Raw genomic sequence first — 23,126 nt, forward strand, 5'->3', positions numbered from 1 at the left:
TAATGGCTTTTATGCACTCTGACAAGAATGACTTGGGAATGTAATTCGAGTTCGCCATATTCTGGTTCTACTTGAACATAGTGAAGCTGACCAAATTCATCACGCACACGGGCTTGGGCAGAAAATCCAGGTCTGGCATTACCACTTGAAATAGTTGCTAATCGACCTAGGAGGTTATAGTTAGTATGAGTGAGCTTTGGCTTAATTACTTGGTCAAGGCAGTGAATCATGAACACAGTAAAGAAGATTGCGATGACTAGTGCGGGGACGATTAAATAAAATGGTGAAATAAAGTAATGCTGTATTGCGAAGAAAGAGAGTTGTAAAAAGTAACCTGCATAACTGAAATTGATGAGTAAAAAAACGAAAATTAAAGCTTTAGAAAATTTAACATTAAGTAATGGTGAGTTAGAAAGCCAATCTGGTGCAATTTTTTTAAGTAACTGACTTGGACGGAGTCCAATATACATACCAATGGTTTCTACCACGCTGAGCAATATCAAAGCCACTACACTTAAGTGAAATGGCATAAGATAATAATTGAAAAAGAAATCAGCCATGGCAGAAACTCTAATGTTAATCGTCTCAGTCTACGATATAGATACCGCCATCTGAATGTACTTTAAGCTCAACTTTATTTAAAAAATCACCTAAACAAGGACCTGAAATACATTCGCCTGTTTCCACAGAAAATAAAGCACCGTGGGTAGAGCATTGGATATATTCTTTGTCTTGATCTAGAAATTGATTTTCTAGATATTCAAGCTCAGTTTGTAGGTGAGGGCATAAATTCTGATAAGCATAGAATGCGCCGTCACGTTGCGTAACGAAAATAGTAGTTCCTTGTAAAGTGTCAAAAGCCCTAGCTTCGCGCTCAGGAACTTCTTCCGTCATACAGATCCTTTCCATTTCAAGCACATTCCTTCTGAAAATTTTCAAGAAGTTTAGCATAATCATTAACAGCTAAACGTGGACCAAACTGAGAGACTACTTCGCTCGAAATTAAGATAGCTAACTGAGCCGCCGCATTCAAATCTTGATGGTAATTTAGGGCATATAGGAATGCGCCTGCAAATGCATCGCCTGCACCATTTGTGTCAACGGCTTCTACATGACGTCCAGCAACATGAAAATGTTGAGCTGGGTTAGAAACTAAAGCACCTTTAGCACTTTGAGTAATGACTACAGTATGATTTTTAAAACGTAATTGAGCCAGAGCATCTTCTACTGATGTTGTATTTGTATACATTAAGGCTTCTTGTTCATTACAAAATAGTAAATCTACGCCATCATCCATAAGTTCTTCCAAGCCTTCACGAGCGTATTGCACCATCGCAGGATCTGAAAGAGACAGGGCGATTTTAACGCCATTTGCTTTTGCAATTTCTCTTGCTTGTTTTACAGCTTTACGAGCCGTTTCACTTGTAGAAAGATAACCCTCAATATAAAGCCATTTTGCTGTTTTTAATGGTTCAAAATCGATTTGATCTTGAGACAGTTCAGCTGTAATACCCAAATAGGTGTGCATTGTGCGTTCAGAGTCTGGGCTAATGAGTACCATACAGGTACCAGTTACGCCTTCACTAATCGATTTTGGTGTGGTCTGGATGTTAGCTTCATTTAGACCTTGCAGATAAATTGCACCTAAATCATCGTTACCAACGCGGCAACCATAAAAAGCGCTTCCGCCTAATGCACTGAAAGCTACAGTCGTATTTGCCGCTGAACCACCACTTGCTTGACCTTTGTAGTCTTGGTGCTGTTTTAACTCTGCATAAAGAGCAGATTGAGTGTCACCATCGGACAACTGCATTGTGCCTTTTTGCAGGCCTTGTTGATTCAGAAAATCATCAGACACTTTAAATTCTTGGTCGATTAATGCATTACCAATTGCAAAAAGATCTACAGTTGCCATATGTGTTGTCACAAATAAAAAAATCAGGTTGCTAAGTTTACACCATTGCTTGGATTTGCTGTAGTTTGTTGAATAAAATTCAGTTAATTCAAAAATTAGAAGGGAAAATATTGTTGTTTAAATACTATTAAGATCATAAGTAGGTCAGCTCAGGCATTTTATGAGCATCTTCATTATCAACTTTAAGGAATTTAAAGATGGCTATGGAGAGAGGTCCGTTACTTTATTAAAAAATGGGGGGGCTAGCGGAATAAATACACCTCATAGTAATTCTTTTTTTAATAAGATGATTTTTAAAGTTAGGGCTGATTTAACAAGGCCATTGAACTCATAGTTTTAATAAATATTATCAATTAATAATGATTCTTGCTAATATTTACAAATACAGTGTATTTCATTGAAACTTCGCATGAAATTTTTCGTAGCGAACTTACATGAAGCGTTCTATTTTATTTATTTCATCAGTTGGGGTTATGACAAGCCATGTATATGCCGTAGAGGCAGAGCAACAGGCTGTAACGAATCTTCCAACAATTTCAGTAAAAGCTGAAAAGGAACAAAGCTTAAAACAAGAAGTGGGACAAGCATCAACTGCAACTAAAGGACTTATGCAATTAAAAGATGTTCCTCAAATCGTAAATGTGGTGCCTAAACAAGTTTTAAGAGAACAAACTGTAACCTCGATGCAAGGTGCCTTGCAAAACGTTGCTGGTCTGAGCTTTAGTGTAGGTGATGGGCAACGTGATCAGGTCATGATTCGTGGTTTCTCTGCAATCACAGATAACTATGTAGATGGTATTCGTGATGATGCATTGTATTTTCGCGACATGTCGAATGTTGAGCGTATTGAAGTATTAAAAGGGCCTGCTTCTGTATTATATGGACGTGGTTCTGCGGGTGGATTAGTTAATAAAATTAATAAAAAACCAATGGATGAATCTTTGCGTGAAGTCAGTCTGATTGGCGGCACAACAGGGCAACGCCGTGCAGAAGTCGATGTGAATGAAAAAGTAGCAGAGAATGTTAAGTTTCGTTTAACTGGCGCAGTTGAAGATTCAGATGGTTATCGTGATCAGACCTTTTTAAAACGCCAAGCGGTTGCTCCATCTTTACAATGGGATATTTCAGACAAGACGAAGCTTTTAATTCAGGCTGACTATTTGCATGATGACCGTTTAGCAGATCAAGGTTTCCCGACCGATCCAATTACAGGTAAACCTGTTAAAACAAACCCTAAAACTTTTTATGGTGCATTAAACGGCAAAGAAGTTGGTGATGTTGATACTGAAATTTCAAGCCAAACCATAAGTTTAGATCATGAGTTTAATGATAATCTAAAATATCATGGTGCAGTTCGTCACTATAACTACTCATTAGACCGTCAATACAGTGTCGATTCACATCAAGACGCTAACAAAAATAAATTACCCGCTGACCAAATTCAATTAAGTCAAAATAAAAGAATACGTAATGAAGATGGTGTCTATGTTCAGCAAGAATTAAGTAGTTTATTTAATACAGGATTTTTAAAGCACAACACTTTGATTGGTGCAGAGTACAGTAAACAGCACAAAGATGAACTCGTGTGGAGCAAAGCCCGTCAGATTACAAATATATTTAACCCAGAGCTTGAAAATTGGGCTCCATTAGATACAAGTGTAGCTGCGGAAACTAATAATACTAATACATTCGAAAACTATGGTATCTATTTACAAGATTTAATGACAGTTACAGATCAGCTGAAAGTTTTAGTTGGTTTACGTTACGATAATTTATCGCAAGATCGAAATAATAAAGTGAAATCTCAAATATTAAATAGAACTGATAACACCTATTCTCCACGAATCGGGGTGGTTTATCAGCCAGTAAGTAATATTTCCCTCTACACTTCTTATAACCGATCTTTCCAACCTTTGGCTGATTCATTTGTTTTATATAAAAACAGTGATGATTTGAGTCCAACAAAAACCGAAAATATTGAGGTTGGTGCGAAGTGGGATGTAAATGATCAATTGAATGTGACATTGGCTTTGTTTGAAATGAGCCAAACTAATATTCAAAACCAGGATCCAGCAAACCCAAATCAAGCATTGTTGGCGGGTGAACAAAAAACCAAGGGTGTTGAGATTTCATTAACAGGTCAATTGACTGATCAACTTTCAGTACTAGCAGGCTATTCTTATATGGATGGTAAGATTGAGAAATCTGCTGTTGGACTAACAGGCAATCATTCTGCACTCACACCAAATAACACGGCTAACTTGTGGTTAAAATATCAAATTAATGATCATTGGTATGCGGCGGTAGGTGGACGTGGTGAATCATCACGCTTTAGTGCGCCAGATAACAAAAACATTTTACCAGGCTATGCTGTTGTAAATGCAGCGTTAGGTTATCAAAGTGAACGTTATGATGTGAACTTCAACTTAAATAACCTGTTTGATCGTGATTACTTTGTTTCGGGACATAGTGGAGCCAATGATTCAAACATGATGGGCGATCCACTGAATGCTCAAATTGCACTTCGTTATCGTTTTTAAGTAAAAGTTTTCTAAAAGCTCATCAACTTGATGGGCTTTTTTATTTATTGGGTCGCATATTCATAGAACTAAAAGCTTTTGTTCTGGTAGGATAAAACATTCATGGCTATGTGCTTGATATCAAAGCCTTGCCAATGGAAACTAATACTCAACAAAAACATAGTATTTTACTTGGCTTTTGTTCGGCAATCTCAAGCTGACTCAGGCTATAATGAGACTTATTCACTTATCCGATATGTTAGGAGATCACATGACTGTAGATGTCACTGAAACCATTTCTCAAACTGTTCACCCTGCGTTTCAGTTGCTACGTCAGCACCATGTAGAAGCATTAGATATTTTAGTGTCTGAATATAAGCATAAAGTCACAGGTGCTGTGCATTATCACTTGGCAACTGACTATGATGAAAATGTATTTCTTGTTGCTTTTAGAACACAGCCTATGGACTCTAAAGGCACTGCACATATTTTAGAGCATACCGCTTTGTGTGGGTCTGAAAAGTTTCCGGTACGTGATCCGTTCTTTTTAATGATTCGTCGTTCTTTAAATACTTTCATGAACGCATTTACAGCAGCAGATTGGACTGCATATCCATTTGCTACTCAAAATAAAAAAGATTTCCAAAACTTACTTTCTGTTTATCTTGATGCGGCGTTTGCCGCTAATTTGAATCCACTTGATTTTGCTCAAGAAGGCATTCGTATTGAACTTGAAAATGGGCAACCTGTTTATAAAGGTGTTGTTTTTAATGAAATGAAAGGTGCGATGAGTGCGCCATCTGACCAACTTTATCACCAGTTGGCTCATCATTTATTTCCTGAAACGACCTACCATTACAATTCAGGTGGCGACCCGAAAGATATTCCTGATTTAACGTATGAGCAGTTAGTCGAGTTTTATAAGACTCATTACCATCCAAGTAATGCGGTGTTTATGACTTTCGGGAATCAAACAGCTTATGAGTTACAAGAGCAATTTGAAAAACTAGCTCTAAATAAGTTTTCTGCGGGTACAACTTTATATTCTAAGCCTGAAAAACGTTTAGCTGCGCCAATTGAAGTAACAGAAAATTATGGCGTTGATAGTGATGATTTAAAAGATAAAACTTATCATGTTCTATCTTGGTTATTACCAGAAGCAAATGAAGTGAAATTGCGTTTGGGAATGCGTTTGGTTGAAGGAATTTTGTTAGAAAATTCAGCTTCACCACTACGTCATTACCTAGAAACATGTGGTTATGCTCAATCAACAGGTCCATTAATGGGCGTAGACGATAGTAATTTTGAAATGACTTTCTACTGTGGTGTTCAAGGTTCAAACCCAGAACATGCGCAAAGCTTTAGAGATGGTGTTTTAAATATTCTGCGTGATGTTGCTGCAAAACCAATTGATAGTAATTTAGTCGATGCAATTTTGCATCAGATTGAGTTGCATCAGCGTGAGATTAATGGTGATGGTACACCTTATGGCTTAAGTTTAATTTTAAATGGCTTAAGCGGTGCGATTCACCACAATGACCCAATTCAAATTTGGGATGTTGACAGCGCAATTGCACAAGTTAAAGAAGAGTTGAAAGACCCAATGTGGTTATCAAATCTGATTCAAACACATTTGCTAGACAACCCACATCGTGTGCAGATGACTCTAGTTCCAGACCCTACTAAGTCTGTAAAAGAGCAAGAAGCAGAAAAAGCACGTTTAGCTGCTATTGGTGAGAAGTTAACAGATGCTGATAAGGCTGAAATTATCGCTAATACCAAGGCGCTAGAGGAACGTCAGGATACTCCAGACAACCTTGAACTATTACCAAAAGTAGGTTTGGAAGATGTACCTGCTGACTTGCATATTGTGCAGGGTCAATTACGCGAAATTCTTTGTAATCGTATGGATACGCCGTTGAATCTGTACCATGCTGGTACGAACGGTATTTACTATCAACAAGTACTCATTCAGATTCCTGAAGATATTGTGAAGTCACCTTACTTCAATTTGCTTTCTATTTTGATGGGCGAAGTGGGTGCAGGTGAATATGACTATCTTGAACTACAAAACTTACAAACAGCTGTAAGTGGTGGTTTAGGAATGGGCGCTTCATTGCGTAGTAAAGTTGATGACAAAGATAAAATTAGTGCTTGGTTAACGTTAACGACTAAATCTTTGACTCAGAAGTTTGATGCCATTCATTTATTAAAATTAGCATTTGAACAGCTTCGATTTGATGAGAAAGAACGAATTATTGAGTTATTGCAACAACGTAAAACACGTTGGCAATCTCGCTTATCTGGAGCAGGTCATAGCTACGCAATGCAAATCGCGTCACGTAATATGAGTGCCTTGGCTCAACGTGATTATCAGAATACTGGTTTAGGCGCATTAAACTGGTTAGGTGAGCTTGTTACTAAAATTACCCAAGATGATGCAGCTTATGATGATCTGATTGCAGAATTAAAGCGTATTCATCGTAAATTATTGCAAGCGCCTAAACAGTTCTTGCTTGTATGTGAAGAACATCAGTCTGAGCGTTTGGTTGAAGAAATCCAAAATGTTTGGGATAAACTAAACGTTGATGCAACCGCAACAGAGTTAACCCACGTAGAACAGGCAAATGACAATAATCATGAAGCATGGTTAATTCAGGCAAATGTTCAGTTCTGTGCTTCAGCCTATCAGGCGGTGGATGTGTCGCATCCAGATGCAGCTCCGTTAATGGTATTGGCAGCTTATTTACGTAATGGGTTCTTACACAGCGCCATTCGTGAGAAAGGCGGTGCGTATGGTGGAGGAGCAAGTTATGATGGGAATGCGTGTTCATTCCGTTTCTATAGTTACCGTGACCCACGTTTAGCAGAAACTTTTAAAGATTTTGAAGCAAGTGTGCAATGGTTATTAAATACGGAACAACAGCCTCATCAGCTTGAAGAAGCGATTCTTGGTCTAGTTGCAAGTATGGATAAACCAGGTTCACCAGCGGGTGAGGCGATTACTGCATGTTATGCATTGTTGCATGCAAGAACACCAACTTTCCGCCGTATCTTACGTGAGAGATTGTTGCATGTAACATTAGATGATTTACAACGTGTTGCTCGTCAATATTTAGTTGAGCAAACTCCTGTAAAAGCTGTAGTTGCACCATTTGCCAAACGCGATGAATTGCAGCAATTAGGTTTTACCATTCAACAAGTGAATTAAAATAAAGATTGGAGATGAACATGGCGTTCAGACAATTTGAACGCACATCTTTACAGCTAAGCATGGGAATTGTGCTTAGCTGTTTGTGTGCGTCTGTGACATATGCTGACACCTTGGCACCTGTAACCCCCGCGACAGTAGATGCATGTGTTGCTCTTGCTTCGAATGCCGATCGTCTGGCTTGTTATGACTCTGTATTTAAACCGTCAGCTTTACCAGTTATTCAAGCTGCGGCTGTACCAGAGCCTGTTAAAAAAATTGATGCACCTGCAGTCCCACCTGAAACCTTTAAAGAAAAGGTGGTAGAGACGGTTAGTAATATCAAAATAATTGGTAAAGCACCGAAAATTGAACCTACTACTTCTTTGCTCGATCAACGTTGGGAGTTGTCTGAAAAAAGTAAACTAGGGGTTTGGAATATTCGTGCTTATCAGCCAGTCTATCTACTACCTGTATTCTGGACCAGTGACAAAAATGAGTTGCCACATAGTCCGAACCCAAATAATACGGTGACAGAAGATCAAAATCTGAAATCAACAGAAAGTAAATTTCAGATTTCTTTAAAGACCAAAGCTTGGGAAAATATTTTTGGCAATAATGGTGATTTGTGGGTAGGTTATACCCAATCTTCACGTTGGCAGACATTCAATGCAGAAGAGTCTCGTCCTTTCCGTGAAACGAATTATGAGCCTGAAGCAAGTTTAATGTTTAGAACGAACTATGAATTGCTTGGCTTAGATGGCCGTCTGCTTGGGGTTACTTTAAACCATCAATCAAATGGTCGTTCAGATCCATTATCTCGTAGCTGGAACCGTGTAATCTTTAACGTTGGATTAGAGCGCGGTAACTTTGCTGTAATGCTTCGTCCATGGATTCGTCTTGAAGAAGACAGCAAAGATGATAATAATCCAGATATGGAAAATTACATCGGACGTGGTGATTTAACAGCATTTTATAAGTGGAAGCAGAATGACTTCTCTTTAATGCTGCGTCATTCACTGAAAGGCGGTGATGATTCTCATGGGGCTGTTCAATTTGATTGGGCTTTTCCAATCAGTGGTAAATTGCGTGGACACTTCCAGTTGTTTAATGGTTACGGTGAAAGTTTAATTGACTATAACCACCGAGCAACCTACGCGGGCTTGGGTGTTTCACTTATGAACTGGTACTAAGTTTTTACTTATAAAAAAGCCGCTTTAAAAGCGGCTTTTTTATTATCCAATTTGAATGTTGGCTTGAGGGTGCTTGAGTCGACTTTTTTTCGGTGTGGCAATTAAATAAGCCAGTGTTAATGGACCGAGTCGCCCAGCAAACATCAACAAGCTTAAAATGAATAAACTACCATTATGCAGATCTGGCGTGATTCCACGAGAAAGCCCTACAGTACAAGCCGCGGAAACAACCTCAAAAAGCAAATTCATAAAATCTGCTTTAGGTTCTAAAAGTAAAATAATAAAGAATCCCACGAAAATGAGTATGCTCGTAATTGCAGTAACAGCTAAAGCTTTATACGTCGTTTCGTGTGCGACAGAATGATTAAATATTCGAATTTCATCTGTACGACGTAAAAAAGAAATAACACTGAGCACTAAAATGACAAAGGTTCCAACTTTAATTCCACCAGCTGTACTGAGTGAACCACCTCCAATAAACATAAGCAACATCATGAGTAAAGAGCTGCTGTTGGTCATTGCACCTGTATCAATAGTATTAAATCCTGATGAGCGCGGAACAGTAGCTTGAAACCAAGCATTTAATGCTTGATCACCTACACTGAGCATTCCTAGTGTATGAGGATTTTGAGCTTCTAAAGCCCAAATTAAAATAAAGGCAATCAGGTTAATCACTGTAATAGTTGTAAGAATCAGCTTGCTATTTGGGGTAAGTTTTTTCCATTTTTTATTTTGCTTAATGTCCATAAGAACTAAAAAGCCAAGGCCACCTAAGGTGTAAAGTATGCTAACAGTTATACAAATAATATAGTTGCTTTGAAAACTGATTAAGCTATTAGAAAATAATGAAAAACCCGCATTGTTAAAAGAAGAAATGCTGTAAAAAATCGCATAGTACAATCCACGCGCAAAACCGTAAGTCGGTGTAAAAGCAGTCGTGAGAATAATTGTACCAATAAGCTCAAAAATAAGGGTATAAGTGACAACCCCCTTAGCAACAAACGTCACCTTTGACAGGCTTGTTTGACCGAGACTATCTTGAGCCATCATTTGTTGTTTAAGACCAACTTTGGGTGACAAACTTAATGCAGCTAAGATGGCAAAAGTCATAAAACCTAAACCACCGGATTGAATCAACAACAAAATAATGGTTTGCCCGAACAGGGTAAAAGACTCATGAATATTTAAAACAGATAGACCAGTAATTGTGACTGCTGAGGTGGCTGTAAAAAGCGCGTCCATCCAGCTCACATGACCCGTATTGGCAAATGGCAGTTTTAGTAATAAAGTGCCAAAAATAATAAAGCCTAGAAACCCCAGTGCCAAGAGTGAAGGAGGGCTTAAATTTAATGTTTTATGGGGTTTGGGATATATAGACATATTCTAGATTTCGCCTCTTATAGGAAGCAATTAGAAAGTTTCTTTAACTGCGGTAAATGACCTTCTAAAATAAGAATATCATGCGTTTGCAAGGTGAAATTTTCTTCGGTCTCAAACAAAATTTGCTGCTGCCTTTTTACGAGCAATGTTTTAACCTGTGGTGCTTGCTGCATAATGCCATATAAATTAATGCCATTAAGCTTTTCTGGAATTTCAATTTTTATAATGTAATGATCATCTTCTAAAGACATATAGCGACTCACCATTGGATAGTTCAGCGCTTGGGCAACTCGTACCCCCATATCTTCTTCAGGATGAATAATTTTATTGATATTGAGGTGCGACAAAATGGTGTGATGTGCTTTAGTTTTTGCTTTTACCCAAACTTTGTCCATACCTAAATTTTTTAAATTCAGGACACATAGGATACTTGCTTCAATATCTTCACCAATTGCGACCACAACTGCATCACAATTTTGAATATTAAGTTCATCAAGTACATGTTCGTCGGTTGCATCGGCAATGACGGCATGAGTTAAAACGTTGGCAAGATTTTCAACATTCTTTTTTACCGTATCAATGCCAATAACATCATGATTTAATTTTGTGAGCTCTTGAGCAACAGTTGCTCCGAAACTCCCTAAGCCAATGACTGCAAACTGTGCCATGTTGGTCCTTGTTTCCTGATTAGACGTTTATTTTTAAGGATATTTTCTTTGAGATAAAGAGAGGCAATGTAAATATGATGGGAATATTAAAATAATTATAAGAATAAGCCGACAAATTTGTCGGCTTATTTATCAAAATCGAAGATTATTTCAAGAAACGTTTGTAGCCAACATTATTCGTAATTTCTGCATACGGATAGCTAATCTGCTCAAGAGTTTCAATTAACCCATCAGGATTTTGTTTCGCATCGGTCGCTTGTAAACCGACTAATACACGTCCTTCAGCTGCGCCATGATTACGATAATGGAATAACGTAATATTATGGGTTGGGCCTAAGCGAGTTAAGAAGGTTAAGAGGGCGCCTGGACGTTCAGGAAACTCAACGCGGAACAATCTTTCATCGTCCAGATTTGCATGACCGCCAATTAAATAACGAATGTGTAATTTGGCAACTTCATCATCAGATAGATCATCTACTACATAATTTTGTTGCTTCAATTGTTCTAAAATTTCATGGCGCTCAGCGTCACCACCTTTTAAGCTAATACCAACAAAGACTTGCGCTTCTTCTGTGTTGTTTGCTCGGTAGTTAAACTCGGTAATATTACGACCTTGTAAAGCGCGACAGAAGCCTAAGAATGCACCTTTTTCTTCTGGTAGTGTCACCGCATAAATGGCTTCACGCTGTTCGCCTAACTCGGTACGTTCAGCAATATAACGTAGACGGTCAAAGTTCATGTTGGCACCACATACAATCGACACAATATTTTTATTGCTGATTTTATGTTCGGTAATATATTTTTTGATACCAGCGAGGGCCATCGCACCTGAAGGCTCAACAATGCTGCGATTTTCGTCAAAGGTATCTTTAATTGCCGCACAGATTTCATCTGTATTTACAGTCACAATCGCTGGGTCAACAATAGGACCAGAATTATCAGACTTGCGAAGACGAATAATATCAAATGGTAAAGCACCAATTTGAGCAACGGCAGTACCATCTGCAAACAAGCCTACATGTGGCAAAATTACGCGCTCATTGGCTTCTAAAGCTGCTTTTAAACATGCAGACTCTTCATATTCAACACCAATAATTTTCACATGGGGTGCAACTTCACCAAGGTAAGCTGCTACGCCTGAAATAAGGCCACCACCACCTACAGCAACAAATACATATTCTACATCACGCCATTGACGTAAGATTTCATTTGCAATTGTGCCTTGGCCAGCTATCACAAGTTCATCATCGTAGGGTGGAATAAATACAAGGCCTTCAACTTCGGCACGTTGTTGAGCATATTTATTTGCTATATCAAAACTATCGCCATGTAACACAACTTGACCACCCAAGCGTTTAACTGCTTGAACTTTAATGTCCGGAGTTGTGCTTGGCATAACAATAATTGCTGGAATTCCTAAACGTTGACCTGATAATGCTACGCCTTGAGCATGGTTACCAGCAGATGCACAAATTACCCCGCGTTCGAGTTGTTCTTTAGGTAATTGGCTAATACGGTTATAGGCACCGCGTAATTTAAAAGAAAAAACAGGCTGTAAATCTTCACGTTTAAAACGAATAATATTATTTAATTTTTGACTAATTCGTGGAGCTGCTTCGAGAGGTGTTTCAATTGCAACATCATAAACCGTTGCTTGTAAAATTTGTCGTACCACACGAGACAGCATGTTCATCTTCCCTATAACAGTTTAAAATAGGAAGTTATTGTAGCAAACCCCTGTGCATTTGCGCCGATTATTGGTGCATAAATGTCAAAAAATAGTTGAGTGATGTCATGAGTCTATACGCAACCCAAGATGAAAAGAAACAAGCTGCTGCGAAAGCTGCTTTAAAACACTTACCCAAAGGTGGCATTTTGGGGGTTGGGACTGGAAGTACAGTAAACTTTCTAATTGATTTATTGCCTGAATTGCAATTAGAAGCTGCTGTGGCAAGTTCTCAAGCAACTGCTGATCGTCTTAAAAAATTAGGCATTGAAGTTGTAGATATGAACCATGTAGGTGGTTTAGATGCCTATGTTGATGGTGCAGATGAGATTGACCGTCATATGCATATGATTAAAGGCGGTGGTGCTGCATTAACACGTGAAAAAATTGTAGCTTCAATTGCTAAGAAATTTGTTTGTATTGTTGATGATTCAAAGTGGGTTGATCAACTTGGCCGTGATTTTCCACTCCCAGTAGAAGTTATTCCAATGGCCCGTTCGGCAGTTGCTCGTAAACTAGTGGCTTTAGGTGGTGATCCGGTTTATCGCGAAGGGGTCGTAACAGATAACGGTAATGTCATTTTGGATGTTTTTAATCTTAATATTTTAAATGCGCTTGATTTAGAAAAAACCATTAATAATATTCCTGGTGTTGTGACTAATGGTATTTTCGCTTTAAACCCAGCAACGATTGCAATTGTTGCAACAAATAACGGTATTGAAGAGCGTACAGCACAGTAATGTCTGCAAAAATGCCAGAGATTAAAATCGTTCGACACGTAAGAGCAAGAAAATTGCGCTTACGTGTCGAGCCAGCTTCAATAAGACTGACAGTTCCTTTGTTTTGTAGTAAGAATCAAATTCAACTTTTTTTAGCACAATCTGAGCAATGGTTGATCGAAACGTGGAATAAGCAACAACACGTTCAATCTAATTCACTTGAAATTCCTTCAGAAATTTATTTTTTTAATAAAGAGCAACCATTTCAAGTTATTATTCAAAAACAACATCGTGTTTTTCAATTTGATTGGGAAAATAACTGTCTATTTATTAAAGATACCCAACCATATTTGGCATTACAAAGTGCAGTGATTGCCTTTGCAAAACAAGAATTACCCAAGCTTTTAAAAGAATTAAGTGAACACACTCATTTGGCTTATAGGGAATGTACAATTCGCCGTCCAAAAACTCGGTGGGGAAGTTGTAGTAGTCAGCACAATATTATGCTACATGCAGGCTTAGTACTCATGCCTCATGAAATTGCTCGCTATGTTGCTATTCATGAATTAGCTCACACTAAACATTTTGACCATAGCCCAGCTTTTTGGGCAGAAGTTGAAAAATACGATCCATATTTTCAAAAACACCGCAGACAACTTAAATCAAATCCGTTGCCTGCATGGTGGTATGTCTCAAATTAACTAAAACTACATTCTAGTTGCGGTGTTTGTAAGTTATCTGGTGCTTTTCGGCTATCTAAACCTGCTTTAGCATTCACGATTTTATTTGCTTTAATCGATAATTGTATAAAGTTGTATTGCTGCGTTGAGTTATTGGGTTCGGCGGAACTTGAGTTGAGTAAATAACTTGAGCTTGCAGCATCTGTTTGCAATAAATTATCTGTACTATCGGCGCTTAAAGCAGAGCGATAAGTCTGTGTTCCTTTAATAAGTTCGATTTGACCATTCGCACGGAAATTAAGCTGGCAACCTGTTGTAGTGTCTTCGTAATGACCCACTAAATAATCTGTAGCAGGTAGTTTTGGGTCGGAAAGATTAATGCTGGTCAAACCTTGTTTGCAAGGATATGCAGAACCGTTGCAGGTGGCTGTAATGCCGCTAAAACCTACAGCACGACGATAATCACCAGCACCATCTATGCGGAAAAAGTCAGTCGTATTTTCGATAGGTACGACCCCTGAATATAGTTTCTTTTGTAGAAGGTCATAACCTGTTTGGTCTAGAGTGGATTGGCTTTGAGCATCTGCTAATTTAAAGGTAGCGACTTTTAAATTGGTTGCAAAATTATCGCGTGTAGCTTTTTGATTAACTGCGATATCTAACAGTGTATTTTTGACTGGATCAATATTATCTGGAGCAGATGCGAAAATAGGGGTAAATGTTGTTTGATCACCATGAAGTTTTTTCCCATCTAAAAAGCCATCTTTTAAATCAGTTGCCAAACTTTTAATGAGCTCTTGGTATGTGGTTGTTCCAGCATGAAAAGTTGACCAATATTGTAAGTAGCCAAAGCTAAGATAGCTATCTACATACGTACTAGGTTTTTTAGTTGAATACTGCAATAAATTTAAAACTGTAAGAGGATTGGCTGGACTTAAACTTGGAATATCGGCATCTTTGAATGCATTAAGAAGTGACCTATAAACATCTTGAGAAGCTAAATCTACATGCAATTGCTCAATGCGGGTCGGGTCAATCGTTTCTTGAGGGAGTTGTCCTGAGCGTATCACAGCCCGTTGGTAAATCGCTTCACTGCTTGGGCTGATGAATAGGGTTCTGCCACTTATACTGTTTGGTGTAATAAACGCATGATAAACGCCAGAGAAATTTTGGTATGTTGAAGTAATTGGATCAAATACTTGAGATGAATTTTGAGTCGTAATTTCTACGCGATATAAACGGCTTAATTTAGCGGTAGGAATTTTGACATTAAAGCTGTTTAAACTTGCAATTGAAGTATCTACTAAAACAGAGTTGGTGGTGTTGTCATATACTTTGAGTTGGATATTGCGAATTTCTACAGGAGATTTAACTGTAACATCCGTTGTTGCCTCTGGAGTAGAATCAACAGGTGTTGGAGTGCTTGGTGAACTACCACTACTACTGCCGCCACCTCCGCAACCAACAAGAGCAGCACTTAAAATTAATGTGCTCAAGCCAAGGTACGTGCGTAGTTTTATTTCTTTTGATTGATAAAGCATCCTAGCTCTCCAAAATTAAATCTGATATTTATTTGCTGATATTTGTTTAGTTCTGACAGTTGAATAAGTGCTATCTAATTGTCGCTAAAATTAAAAAAATTAAAATTACCAAGCATGAAATGGTTTTGTAAGCTTGGACATCCTGTCATACTACTGCACAAGTATAGATTCAAAAATTGAGGTAATGCACGTGATTTCTGTCGGAATTGTTGGTGGAACGGGTTATACAGGCGTTGAACTATTACGTATTTTATTACGACACTCTAAAGCGCAGGTTCGAGTTCTTACTTCACGTACAGAAGCGGGCAAACCAGTTGCAGATATGTTCCCTAATTTACGTGGACATACTGATCTTCAATTTTCAGATTTAAATATTGATGACTTAAAAAAGTGTGATGTTGTATTTTTTGCAACTCCTCATGGTGTTGCGATGCAGCATGCAAAAGAATTGATTGCAGCTGATACTAAAGTTATTGATTTGGCTGCTGATTTTCGTTTGCAAAATCTTGAGCAGTTTGAGAAATGGTATGGCATGGAACATGCTTGCCCAGACGTTCTGGAAAACTCAGTATATGGTTTAGCTGAATTAAACCGCGAAAAAATTAAACAGGCGCAAGTGATTGGCAACCCTGGTTGCTACCCGACTACCGTTCAATTGGGTTTAGCACCACTTTTAAAATCAGCACAAGCATTGATTGAAACAAAAAACATTATTATTGATGCGAAGTCTGGTGTTTCTGGTGCTGGTCGTAAAGCAAGCTTAGGCATGATCTATAGTGAAAATGCTGATAACTTCAAGGCCTATGGTGTTGCGGGTCACCGTCACCATCCGGAAATTGTTGAAGCATTAGAGAATATTTCTGGGCAAAAAGGTAGTTTTGAAGGGCTCTTATTTGTTCCTCATTTAGTTCCAATGATTCGCGGTATGCTCAGCACAATTTATGTCGATTTGACAGAAACTGGAAAACAAACTGATATTCAGGCATTGTATGAGCAATTTTACGCAAATGAAAAATTTGTTGATGTGATGCCTGCTAACAGTTCGCCTGAAACACGTAGTGTACGCGGTGCGAATGAGCTTCGTATTGCTTTATATAAGCCGCAGCCGAATAAACTTATTATTCTTGCGGTACAAGATAACCTTGTGAAGGGTGCATCTGGTCAAGCTGTACAAAATATGAACCTTATGTTCGGCTTTGATGAAGATGAAGGCTTACAAGGGATTGGTTTATTACCATAAAAAACTCTTTTTTGCTTCACACACATTTAAATTTCGATTTAAATGTGTGTCTTGACTCTGATCTTAAACACTGAGATGACGATGCAAAACTCTGGACAGACGACTTCAGCAGAAAGTTCGTTGCAAAAGAAAAATTTTTTAAATACCAATAAACCTTTGTTTATTGGCGCGGCTATTTTAATGAGTGGTTGTCTTGCGCTCGGCTATACAATTGGGCACCGTCAAGGTCTAACCGTTGTAGGTTACGATGCAGATGCAGAGCAATTGGTTGAAGTGGTGCAAAAGCAGAAAACAGCTTTAGATGCGGTTAATAAAAGCCTGAACGCTGCGGTACAAGAGCGTGATGTTGCTGTAACAAATGCAAATGATCTGTTTGAAGCTCTTAATCAGGCCAATGCTGATAAAACCCAGCAAGAAGGTATGAGTAATATCTACCGAGACATCTTGAGGCAGCGCGGTGGTTTAAGCTTGACCATTCAAAATTTGGCAATCAAACCTCTGCCTGAAAATGCTTATGAATATCAATTAGATTTAGTGCAGGTAAGCCCAAGTAAGCGCCGTGCTTCAGGATCAATTGAGATAAGACTCATTAAAGATACAGAAGTTTTGGTTGTACCACTTGAAGCTAAAAGCTTTAACTTTACTGACTTTGAGCGCTTAACAGGTCGTTGGACAATGCCTAAAGGTTTTACACCTCAATTTATTGAGGTACGTTTAACAGGCGGTTCCGATACACCAGTTATTAAACGTTTTAGTTGGCAGCGTGGTAAACCTGTCGAAACATCTTCTGCTTTCGTGGCAGAAATTCCTCAAGCTGAAGCAAATTCACAATAGTAACATCCTATGCGAACAAATAAGCGTCAAACAAACTTAAAAGATATCAAGGCTTCTTTTCAGCAGTCTGGGTATGTCGATTGGCACTTCCATCCACGCTTAAGTGATTCGCAAAACGAAGATCATGACGGAGAGGTTGTTGTACAGACAGCACCTCCTGAACTCAAGCGTCCGCCGTTATATGCAGTCTTATTAATGAATGACGATTACACGCCAATGGACTTTGTAATTGAAATTTTACAACAATACTTTGCAATGAATCTTGACCAAGCGACTCAAGTAATGCTAACAGTACACTATGAAGGTAAAGGTATTGCTGGGGTATATCCAAGAGACATCGCGGAAACCAAAGCAAACCTTGTTAATAATTACGCTCGATCGCAAGGTCATCCATTACTTTGCCAGATTGAGCCTAAAGCATAAGGGGGTTACATGCTCAGTCGTCAATTAGAAGTATCATTACGTTTGGCTGTTAGCATGGCTCGTCAAAAGAGACATGAGTTTCTTACAGTTGAACATTTATTATTAGCACTACTCGACAACGATTCGGCTGTGAATGCTTTAAAAGCATGTGGGGCTGATATAGTTTCTTTACGTAAAGAATTAGAAGAATATGTAGAACAACATACTCCTAAGCTTGGCGAAAATAGCGAGCAGGCGCCTCATCCAACAGAAAGTTTCGACCGCATTTTGCAACGTGCTATTTTCCACGTGCAATCAAGTGGCGGCGACCGTACTGTTGAGGGTGCGGATGTTTTGGTCGCAATGTATTCAGAGCGTGATTCTTTTGCTGTGTATTTGCTTAAACGTCATCAAATCAATCGATTGACATTGACTCAATACTTGTCTCATGGGACACGTAAAGATGAAGTGCAAGTTGAAGAAGAAGTCGAAGATATTGAAGGTGAAACGAGTACGGGCAATGCAGGACCATTAGAGCTTTATACCCTGAACTTAAACGTTGAAGCGCAAAAAGGCAAAACTGATCCACTTATTGGTCGTGAAAAAGAAATTGAGCGTACAGCACAAATTCTTTGCCGCCGTCGCAAAAATAATCCATTACTCGTAGGCGATCCGGGCGTTGGTAAAACTTCGATTGCTGAAGGTTTGGCATGGTTAATTGTGAATGGCAAGGCACCTAAACCTTTAAGTCAGGCTGAAGTCTATAGCTTAGATATTGGTGCATTAGTTGCTGGGACCAAATATCGTGGTGACTTTGAAAAACGTTTGAAACAATTGCTTAATGCTTTAAAGAAAAATCCAAATGCGATTTTATTCATTGATGAAATTCATATGATCATTGGTGCAGGCTCAAGTATGGGCAGCACAATGGATGCTTCGAATTTGATCAAACCGGCTTTGGCTAATGGTACTTTACGTTGTATCGGTTCAACGACGTTCCAAGAATATCGTCAGGTTTTTGAAAAAGACCATGCGTTATCACGTCGTTTCCAGAAAGTTGATGTTAATGAGCCAAGTATTTCTGAAACAATTGATATTTTGCGTGGCTTAAAATCTAAATTTGAAGATTTCCACCACGTGCAATATGACGATAAGGCACTGGTATCAGCTGTAGAGCTTTCTGCTAAATTCATTAATGATCGTTTCTTGCCAGATAAGGCAATTGATGTGATTGATGAAGCTGGTGCTCAGCGTCGTCTGAAAGCTGAAAGTGATGATAGTTTGATTACGGTAGAGAATATCGAAGATATCGTTTCTAAGATTGCTCGTATTCCGCCTAAAACTGTCTCTAAAGATGATAAGTCAGTGCTTGAAAATCTTGAGCGTGATTTAAAACGCGTTGTGTTTGGTCAAGACGAGGCGATTACCGCCCTAGGCTCAGCGATCAAGTTGTCTCGTGCTGGGTTGAAATCACCAGATAAGCCAGTAGGAAGTTTTGTTTTTGCTGGCCCAACAGGTGTGGGTAAAACCGAAGTGACTAAACAACTTGCGAAGTTGTTAGGTGTAGAGCTAGTACGTTTCGATATGTCTGAATATATGGAACGTCATGCAGTTTCACGTTTGATTGGTGCGCCTCCGGGTTATGTGGGTTATGACCAAGGCGGGCTGTTAACTGATGCGATTCATAAGAACCCTCATTGTGTCTTATTGCTAGATGAAATTGAGAAAGCACATCCAGATGTGTTTAATCTATTGCTACAAATCATGGATCATGGTGCTTTAACGGATAACAACGGACGTAAGTCAGACTTTAGAAACGTTATTATTGTCCTGACTACGAATATTGGAGCAGAAAGTATTTCTCGTGCGAGTATTGGTTTTACTGAGCAAGATCATAGTTCTGATAACCAAGAAGCAATGAAACGTGCTTTCTCACCAGAGTTCCGTAACCGTCTAGATAGCGTTATTCAATTCAAGTCATTACCAACAACTGTTATTGAGTCTGTGGTTGATAAATTCTTAACAGAATTACAAGCACAACTAGATGACAAACAAGTTGTACTTGATGTCGACCAAAGTGCTCGTGATTGGTTGGCAACAAACGGTTATGACCGCTTAATGGGTGCGCGTCCAATGCAACGCCTCATTCAAGAACACTTGAAGAAACCATTAGCTGAAATGATTTTGTTTGGTGAACTGGCAGATCATGGTGGTAATGTAGCTGTATCAGTGAAAAATGAAGATGGCAAAGCTGTCGGCTTAAAGCTGGAAGTGTTTGAAGATCATCATACGGCAGAACCAGCATAACTCATGTTAATTGATAGTCTTGCTATAACCCGAATACTGAGTGTATTCGGGTTATTTATTATTACAGCAATTGCTGAAATTCTGGGTTGCTATTTCCCTTATCTGATTTTAAGAGAAGGCAAGTCGGCTTGGCTGTGGTTACCTACAGTTTTAAGTTTGGGTGTCTTTGTATGGCTATTGACCTTACATCCAGCGGCTTCTGGGCGCATTTATGCTGCATATGGCGGTATTTATATTTTTACTGCTCTCATGTGGTTGCGCTTTGTGGATCAGGTTGGATTAACAAGATGGGATATATTGGGTGGTCTAATCGTGCTTTGTGGAGCTGGCTTAATTATTTTGCAACCTCAAGGGCTGATTCGTTAAGACAATGAGTGAATCAAATCTTAAGCGTGAAAATAAAAAGTTTTTTAAAAAAAAGACTTGTCAAAGCCCTCAACAATGCGTATTTTAGATTTAAGGAACATTTTTTTATATTTGAGATAAAGATGTTAAATCTATCTGTGAACACTAACGCATATTATTATTTTTGGCAATTTAGATAGTTGCCTGAGCGTATTCGGGCATGAGAAAGTTGCCCATCACAGTTAATACCTGATCGGCAACCCCGATCAGGTTTTTTTATGCTTTATCTTTTTTGAATCGAGGAACTTAAAATGAACAACATGACTTATTCATACTTTAGCAACTTTTATTGGTTTTACTTTTGCTTACCTTTACCAACGAATAGATCCAAAACGCTCAAATAAATGATCGGACTGAATAGATTGCAGTCCCAAGGAAAGACCAATGAATGCCCTAAATACTTTATTGACACAAAGCAATACAAAAGAAACACCAGTTAGTTTACCTCTCCAGTTAAAAGCAAAATATCCGCTTGCACATTCTTTCGTGCGTCAAATTGCCGAACATCGCCAAACTATTCAAAATATTCTTATCGGCAAAGATCCTCGGTTAATGGTAATCACAGGGCCTTGTTCAATTCATGATCCGGTTGCAGTACTTGAATACGCTGAAAGATTGCAAAAATTACAAGAAAAAGTAAAAGATCAGATTTTTATCGTGATGCGTGCATACATTGAAAAACCTCGTACAACCGTGGGTTGGAAAGGTTTCATGTACGATCCAAATTTAGATGGTTCATCAAATTTACAACTTGGTTTAGAAAAGTCTCGTGAACTTTACCTGCAAATTATTCAAAAGGGTTTACCAATCGCGAGTGAAATTTTAAGTCCAATGGCGACTGGTTATTTTGATGATTTATTGGCTTGGGGCGCAATTGGTGCTCGTACAAGTGAGTCTCAGATTCACCGTGAAATCTCAAGCCACATGCCATACAGCATTGGTTTTAAGAATGGTACGGATGGTTCAATTCAGATTGCATTAGATGCAATTCAGTCAGCACAAAATGAGCATCAATTTTTAGGAATGAATCAACAAGGCTTACCTTCAGTGATTCAAAGCGCTGGCAATCCATTACCACACTTGATTTTGCGCGGAGCAAATCATGGGCCAAATTACGATTTAGCTTCAATTCAGGCGATACGAGAAAAACACAAACAAAATCTTCCTGCATTAGTTATTGACTGTAGTCATGGTAATAGCAGTAAAGATCCGTTGCGTCAGCCAGAAGTTTTACAGCAAATCGTTGCTGAACGTTTAAAAACACAAGTAAAGGGTGTCATGATTGAAAGTCATTTAGTTGATGGTAGCCAAAAGATTTCTTGTGATATGACTTATGGGCAGTCCGTAACTGATGGTTGTTTAGGGTGGGAAAAAACCGAGCAACTTTTGTTAAGTGTTTCTGAGCAATTAAAAGAGAAAGAGTTAGCTTATTCTGCTTAATCATTTGTCGATTTAAAAAGGGATCTATTCATAGATCCCTTTATTTTTTAAGAAGCATGTTTTAGTTCTGATAAGAATGTAGTGATTTCATGCCCAAATTTTTTCGGCTCGGTTAATAAAGGTGTATGGCCTGAGCGCTCAAAATATATTGCTTTTGCATGTTCAACACTATGGGCAATAAGAGTCTGTCCAGTTTCTGGATAAAGCGTCGAGTTGCGACCAATAAAGAAGGTTGTTGGGCATTGTAACTGTTGAATGGCTTCACGATAATCTTCATTGTGATAAAGATAATTTTCGACATACCAAAACAAATAATCTAAACGCTGAATTGGTAATAAGTATTTTTGTAGAAAAGGCTGTTTTAGTGCTGTTTTAAAAACTAAAGGGCTAAAGGGATTGCTGCTTTGTAACTCAATAAAATCTACCCAAAGACGAACCAGTTCTTGTCGATCTGGAAGCGCTAATTCATAAAGATATTTGGCATTTTTGTGCTTTGATAATAATTGATAGATATCATTTAATAATTGTTTGAACTGGGGATGTAGAGGGCCGAATAGACCATATTCCCATGTTGAATCCACACATATTTTTGGTGTTTGATCGATATGCAAATAGGCTTTTAACTGCTGCGCCAAATGAGCATGTTTCATACCATGCATGGCCGTTGTAGCACCCATTGAATAACCCATCAAGATAAAGTTATCGAGTTTTAATTGTTCTATTAAATGGGCGACATCTTGCCAGTGACTAGAAATTGCATCTTGTTCAGGGATTGCACAGTTCTTTGACCCACCGAAACCACGCCAGTCTGGAATGATAAACTCATAATCTTTACGGTTAGCATAAATGAAAGGGAGCCATTGCCAGCTTTGCATGCCAAGACCAGATAAAACCAAAACTGGTTCACCACGACCAACACGACGTACAAATAAATTTTCCCGATCGGGCATGGTGTAATATGGCATGA

19 protein-coding genes are annotated in these 23,126 nt (G+C 38.6%); 11 read left to right on the forward strand and 8 right to left on the reverse strand.

Annotated elements, in window-relative coordinates; genetic code table 11:
* From NL42_RS09125 to NL42_RS09135, 3 genes are all read right to left on the reverse strand, one after another.
* Nucleotides 1-560, reverse strand: a 560-nt coding sequence (locus tag NL42_RS09125) for an OB-fold-containig protein (protein ID WP_461312527.1), incomplete at its 3' end; no start/stop codon positions are given.
* A 25-nt stretch (nt 561-585) separates the two neighbouring features.
* Complete coding sequence (locus NL42_RS09130) at nt 586-894, reverse strand: Rieske (2Fe-2S) protein (RefSeq protein WP_016137930.1); 309 nt, start codon at nt 892-894, stop codon at nt 586-588.
* Between the two features lie 16 nt (nt 895-910).
* A complete protein-coding gene (locus tag NL42_RS09135; protein ID WP_016137931.1) occupies nt 911-1,915 on the reverse strand; it encodes an adenosine kinase in 1,005 nt (334 codons plus the stop codon).
* A gap of 434 nt (nt 1,916-2,349) precedes the next feature.
* On the opposite strand from NL42_RS09135, the gene NL42_RS09140 reads away from it, so the two are divergent.
* The 3 genes from NL42_RS09140 (at nt 2,350) to NL42_RS09150 (ending at nt 8,817) form a co-directional block, all read left to right on the forward strand.
* Nucleotides 2,350-4,455 carry a TonB-dependent receptor gene (locus NL42_RS09140; RefSeq protein WP_461312528.1) on the forward strand — a complete coding sequence of 702 codons (2,106 nt, stop codon included), beginning with the start codon at nt 2,350-2,352 and terminating at the stop codon, nt 4,453-4,455.
* Nucleotides 4,456-4,705: 250 nt separating this feature from the next.
* Nucleotides 4,706-7,645 (forward strand): insulinase family protein, encoded by a 2,940-nt coding sequence (locus NL42_RS09145; protein ID WP_461312529.1) that lies wholly within the window; start codon nt 4,706-4,708, stop codon nt 7,643-7,645.
* Nucleotides 7,646-7,665: 20 nt separating this feature from the next.
* The gene (locus NL42_RS09150) at nt 7,666-8,817 is read left to right on the forward strand and encodes a phospholipase A (RefSeq protein ID WP_461312530.1); all 1,152 of its coding nucleotides are present in this window, start codon (nt 7,666-7,668) and stop codon (nt 8,815-8,817) included.
* A gap of 42 nt (nt 8,818-8,859) precedes the next feature.
* On the opposite strand, the gene NL42_RS09155 is transcribed toward NL42_RS09150, so the two are convergent.
* The 3 genes from NL42_RS09155 to ilvA all read right to left on the reverse strand — a co-directional run bounded on the left by NL42_RS09155 (nt 8,860) and on the right by ilvA (nt 12,558).
* A complete protein-coding gene (locus NL42_RS09155; RefSeq protein WP_461312531.1) occupies nt 8,860-10,197 on the reverse strand; it encodes a TrkH family potassium uptake protein in 1,338 nt (445 codons plus the stop codon).
* Nucleotides 10,198-10,214: 17 nt separating this feature from the next.
* On the reverse strand, nt 10,215-10,865 hold the full coding sequence (locus NL42_RS09160) for a potassium channel family protein (RefSeq protein ID WP_016137936.1): 651 nt from the start codon (nt 10,863-10,865) through the stop codon (nt 10,215-10,217).
* A gap of 145 nt (nt 10,866-11,010) precedes the next feature.
* On the reverse strand, nt 11,011-12,558 hold the full coding sequence (ilvA, locus tag NL42_RS09165; RefSeq protein WP_171061263.1) for a threonine ammonia-lyase, biosynthetic: 1,548 nt from the start codon (nt 12,556-12,558) through the stop codon (nt 11,011-11,013).
* A 101-nt stretch (nt 12,559-12,659) separates the two neighbouring features.
* Between ilvA and rpiA the strand changes: the two genes are divergently transcribed.
* Both rpiA and NL42_RS09175 read left to right on the forward strand, forming a co-directional pair.
* Nucleotides 12,660-13,331 (forward strand): ribose-5-phosphate isomerase RpiA, encoded by a 672-nt coding sequence (gene rpiA / locus NL42_RS09170; protein WP_336168315.1) that lies wholly within the window; start codon nt 12,660-12,662, stop codon nt 13,329-13,331.
* Complete coding sequence (locus NL42_RS09175; RefSeq protein WP_461312532.1) at nt 13,331-14,011, forward strand: YgjP family zinc-dependent metalloprotease; 681 nt, start codon at nt 13,331-13,333, stop codon at nt 14,009-14,011. Before rpiA ends, NL42_RS09175 begins: the two co-directional genes overlap by 1 nt.
* On the opposite strand, the gene NL42_RS09180 is transcribed toward NL42_RS09175, so the two are convergent.
* The gene (locus NL42_RS09180) at nt 14,008-15,531 is read right to left on the reverse strand and encodes a hypothetical protein (RefSeq protein WP_461312533.1); all 1,524 of its coding nucleotides are present in this window, start codon (nt 15,529-15,531) and stop codon (nt 14,008-14,010) included. The genes NL42_RS09175 and NL42_RS09180 overlap by 4 nt on opposite strands.
* A 184-nt stretch (nt 15,532-15,715) precedes the next feature.
* Here NL42_RS09180 and argC point away from each other — a divergent pair, with 184 nt between their 5' ends.
* From argC to NL42_RS09210, 6 genes are all read left to right on the forward strand, one after another.
* On the forward strand, nt 15,716-16,771 hold the full coding sequence (gene argC, locus NL42_RS09185; protein WP_461312534.1) for an N-acetyl-gamma-glutamyl-phosphate reductase: 1,056 nt from the start codon (nt 15,716-15,718) through the stop codon (nt 16,769-16,771).
* A 75-nt stretch (nt 16,772-16,846) separates the two neighbouring features.
* On the forward strand, nt 16,847-17,605 hold the full coding sequence (locus NL42_RS09190; protein WP_080645537.1) for a DUF6776 family protein: 759 nt from the start codon (nt 16,847-16,849) through the stop codon (nt 17,603-17,605).
* Between the two features lie 9 nt (nt 17,606-17,614).
* Entirely contained in the window at nt 17,615-18,028 is a 414-nt protein-coding gene (gene clpS, locus NL42_RS09195; RefSeq protein WP_016137942.1) for an ATP-dependent Clp protease adapter ClpS, read from the forward strand.
* 9 nt (nt 18,029-18,037) lie between these two features.
* The gene (gene clpA, locus NL42_RS09200) at nt 18,038-20,314 is read left to right on the forward strand and encodes an ATP-dependent Clp protease ATP-binding subunit ClpA (protein ID WP_016137943.1); all 2,277 of its coding nucleotides are present in this window, start codon (nt 18,038-18,040) and stop codon (nt 20,312-20,314) included.
* A 3-nt stretch (nt 20,315-20,317) separates the two neighbouring features.
* Nucleotides 20,318-20,680, forward strand: a complete 363-nt coding sequence (locus NL42_RS09205; protein WP_375038231.1) for a YnfA family protein — start codon at nt 20,318-20,320, stop codon at nt 20,678-20,680.
* 423 nt (nt 20,681-21,103) lie between these two features.
* Nucleotides 21,104-22,159, forward strand: coding sequence for a 3-deoxy-7-phosphoheptulonate synthase (locus NL42_RS09210; protein ID WP_461312535.1), 1,056 nt, complete (start codon nt 21,104-21,106; stop codon nt 22,157-22,159).
* A gap of 47 nt (nt 22,160-22,206) precedes the next feature.
* Here NL42_RS09210 and NL42_RS09215 read toward each other — a convergent pair whose 3' ends face one another.
* On the reverse strand, nt 22,207-23,124 hold the full coding sequence (locus tag NL42_RS09215) for an alpha/beta fold hydrolase (RefSeq protein WP_461312536.1): 918 nt from the start codon (nt 23,122-23,124) through the stop codon (nt 22,207-22,209).
* Nucleotides 23,125-23,126 lie beyond the last annotated feature (2 nt).

This window comes from Acinetobacter sp. GN11, assembly GCF_054823985.1.

What these genes read in the sequence shown, in the direction of transcription:
- NL42_RS09130 (WP_016137930.1), bottom strand. Translation starts at nt 894, where the DNA reads ATGACGGAAGAAGTTCCTGAGCGCGAAGCTAGGGCTTTTGACACTTTA.
- NL42_RS09135 (WP_016137931.1), bottom strand. Translation starts at nt 1,915, where the DNA reads ATGGCAACTGTAGATCTTTTTGCAATTGGTAATGCATTAATCGACCAA.
- NL42_RS09140 (WP_461312528.1), top strand. Translation starts at nt 2,350, where the DNA reads ATGAAGCGTTCTATTTTATTTATTTCATCAGTTGGGGTTATGACAAGC.
- NL42_RS09145 (WP_461312529.1), top strand. Translation starts at nt 4,706, where the DNA reads ATGACTGTAGATGTCACTGAAACCATTTCTCAAACTGTTCACCCTGCG.
- NL42_RS09150 (WP_461312530.1), top strand. Translation starts at nt 7,666, where the DNA reads ATGGCGTTCAGACAATTTGAACGCACATCTTTACAGCTAAGCATGGGA.
- NL42_RS09155 (WP_461312531.1), bottom strand. Translation starts at nt 10,197, where the DNA reads ATGTCTATATATCCCAAACCCCATAAAACATTAAATTTAAGCCCTCCT.
- NL42_RS09160 (WP_016137936.1), bottom strand. Translation starts at nt 10,865, where the DNA reads ATGGCACAGTTTGCAGTCATTGGCTTAGGGAGTTTCGGAGCAACTGTT.
- ilvA (WP_171061263.1), bottom strand. Translation starts at nt 12,558, where the DNA reads ATGAACATGCTGTCTCGTGTGGTACGACAAATTTTACAAGCAACGGTT.
- rpiA (WP_336168315.1), top strand. Translation starts at nt 12,660, where the DNA reads ATGAGTCTATACGCAACCCAAGATGAAAAGAAACAAGCTGCTGCGAAA.
- NL42_RS09175 (WP_461312532.1), top strand. Translation starts at nt 13,331, where the DNA reads ATGTCTGCAAAAATGCCAGAGATTAAAATCGTTCGACACGTAAGAGCA.
- NL42_RS09180 (WP_461312533.1), bottom strand. Translation starts at nt 15,531, where the DNA reads ATGCTTTATCAATCAAAAGAAATAAAACTACGCACGTACCTTGGCTTG.
- argC (WP_461312534.1), top strand. Translation starts at nt 15,716, where the DNA reads ATGCACGTGATTTCTGTCGGAATTGTTGGTGGAACGGGTTATACAGGC.
- NL42_RS09190 (WP_080645537.1), top strand. Translation starts at nt 16,847, where the DNA reads ATGACGATGCAAAACTCTGGACAGACGACTTCAGCAGAAAGTTCGTTG.
- clpS (WP_016137942.1), top strand. Translation starts at nt 17,615, where the DNA reads ATGCGAACAAATAAGCGTCAAACAAACTTAAAAGATATCAAGGCTTCT.
- clpA (WP_016137943.1), top strand. Translation starts at nt 18,038, where the DNA reads ATGCTCAGTCGTCAATTAGAAGTATCATTACGTTTGGCTGTTAGCATG.
- NL42_RS09205 (WP_375038231.1), top strand. Translation starts at nt 20,318, where the DNA reads ATGTTAATTGATAGTCTTGCTATAACCCGAATACTGAGTGTATTCGGG.
- NL42_RS09210 (WP_461312535.1), top strand. Translation starts at nt 21,104, where the DNA reads ATGAATGCCCTAAATACTTTATTGACACAAAGCAATACAAAAGAAACA.
- NL42_RS09215 (WP_461312536.1), bottom strand. Translation starts at nt 23,124, where the DNA reads ATGCCATATTACACCATGCCCGATCGGGAAAATTTATTTGTACGTCGT.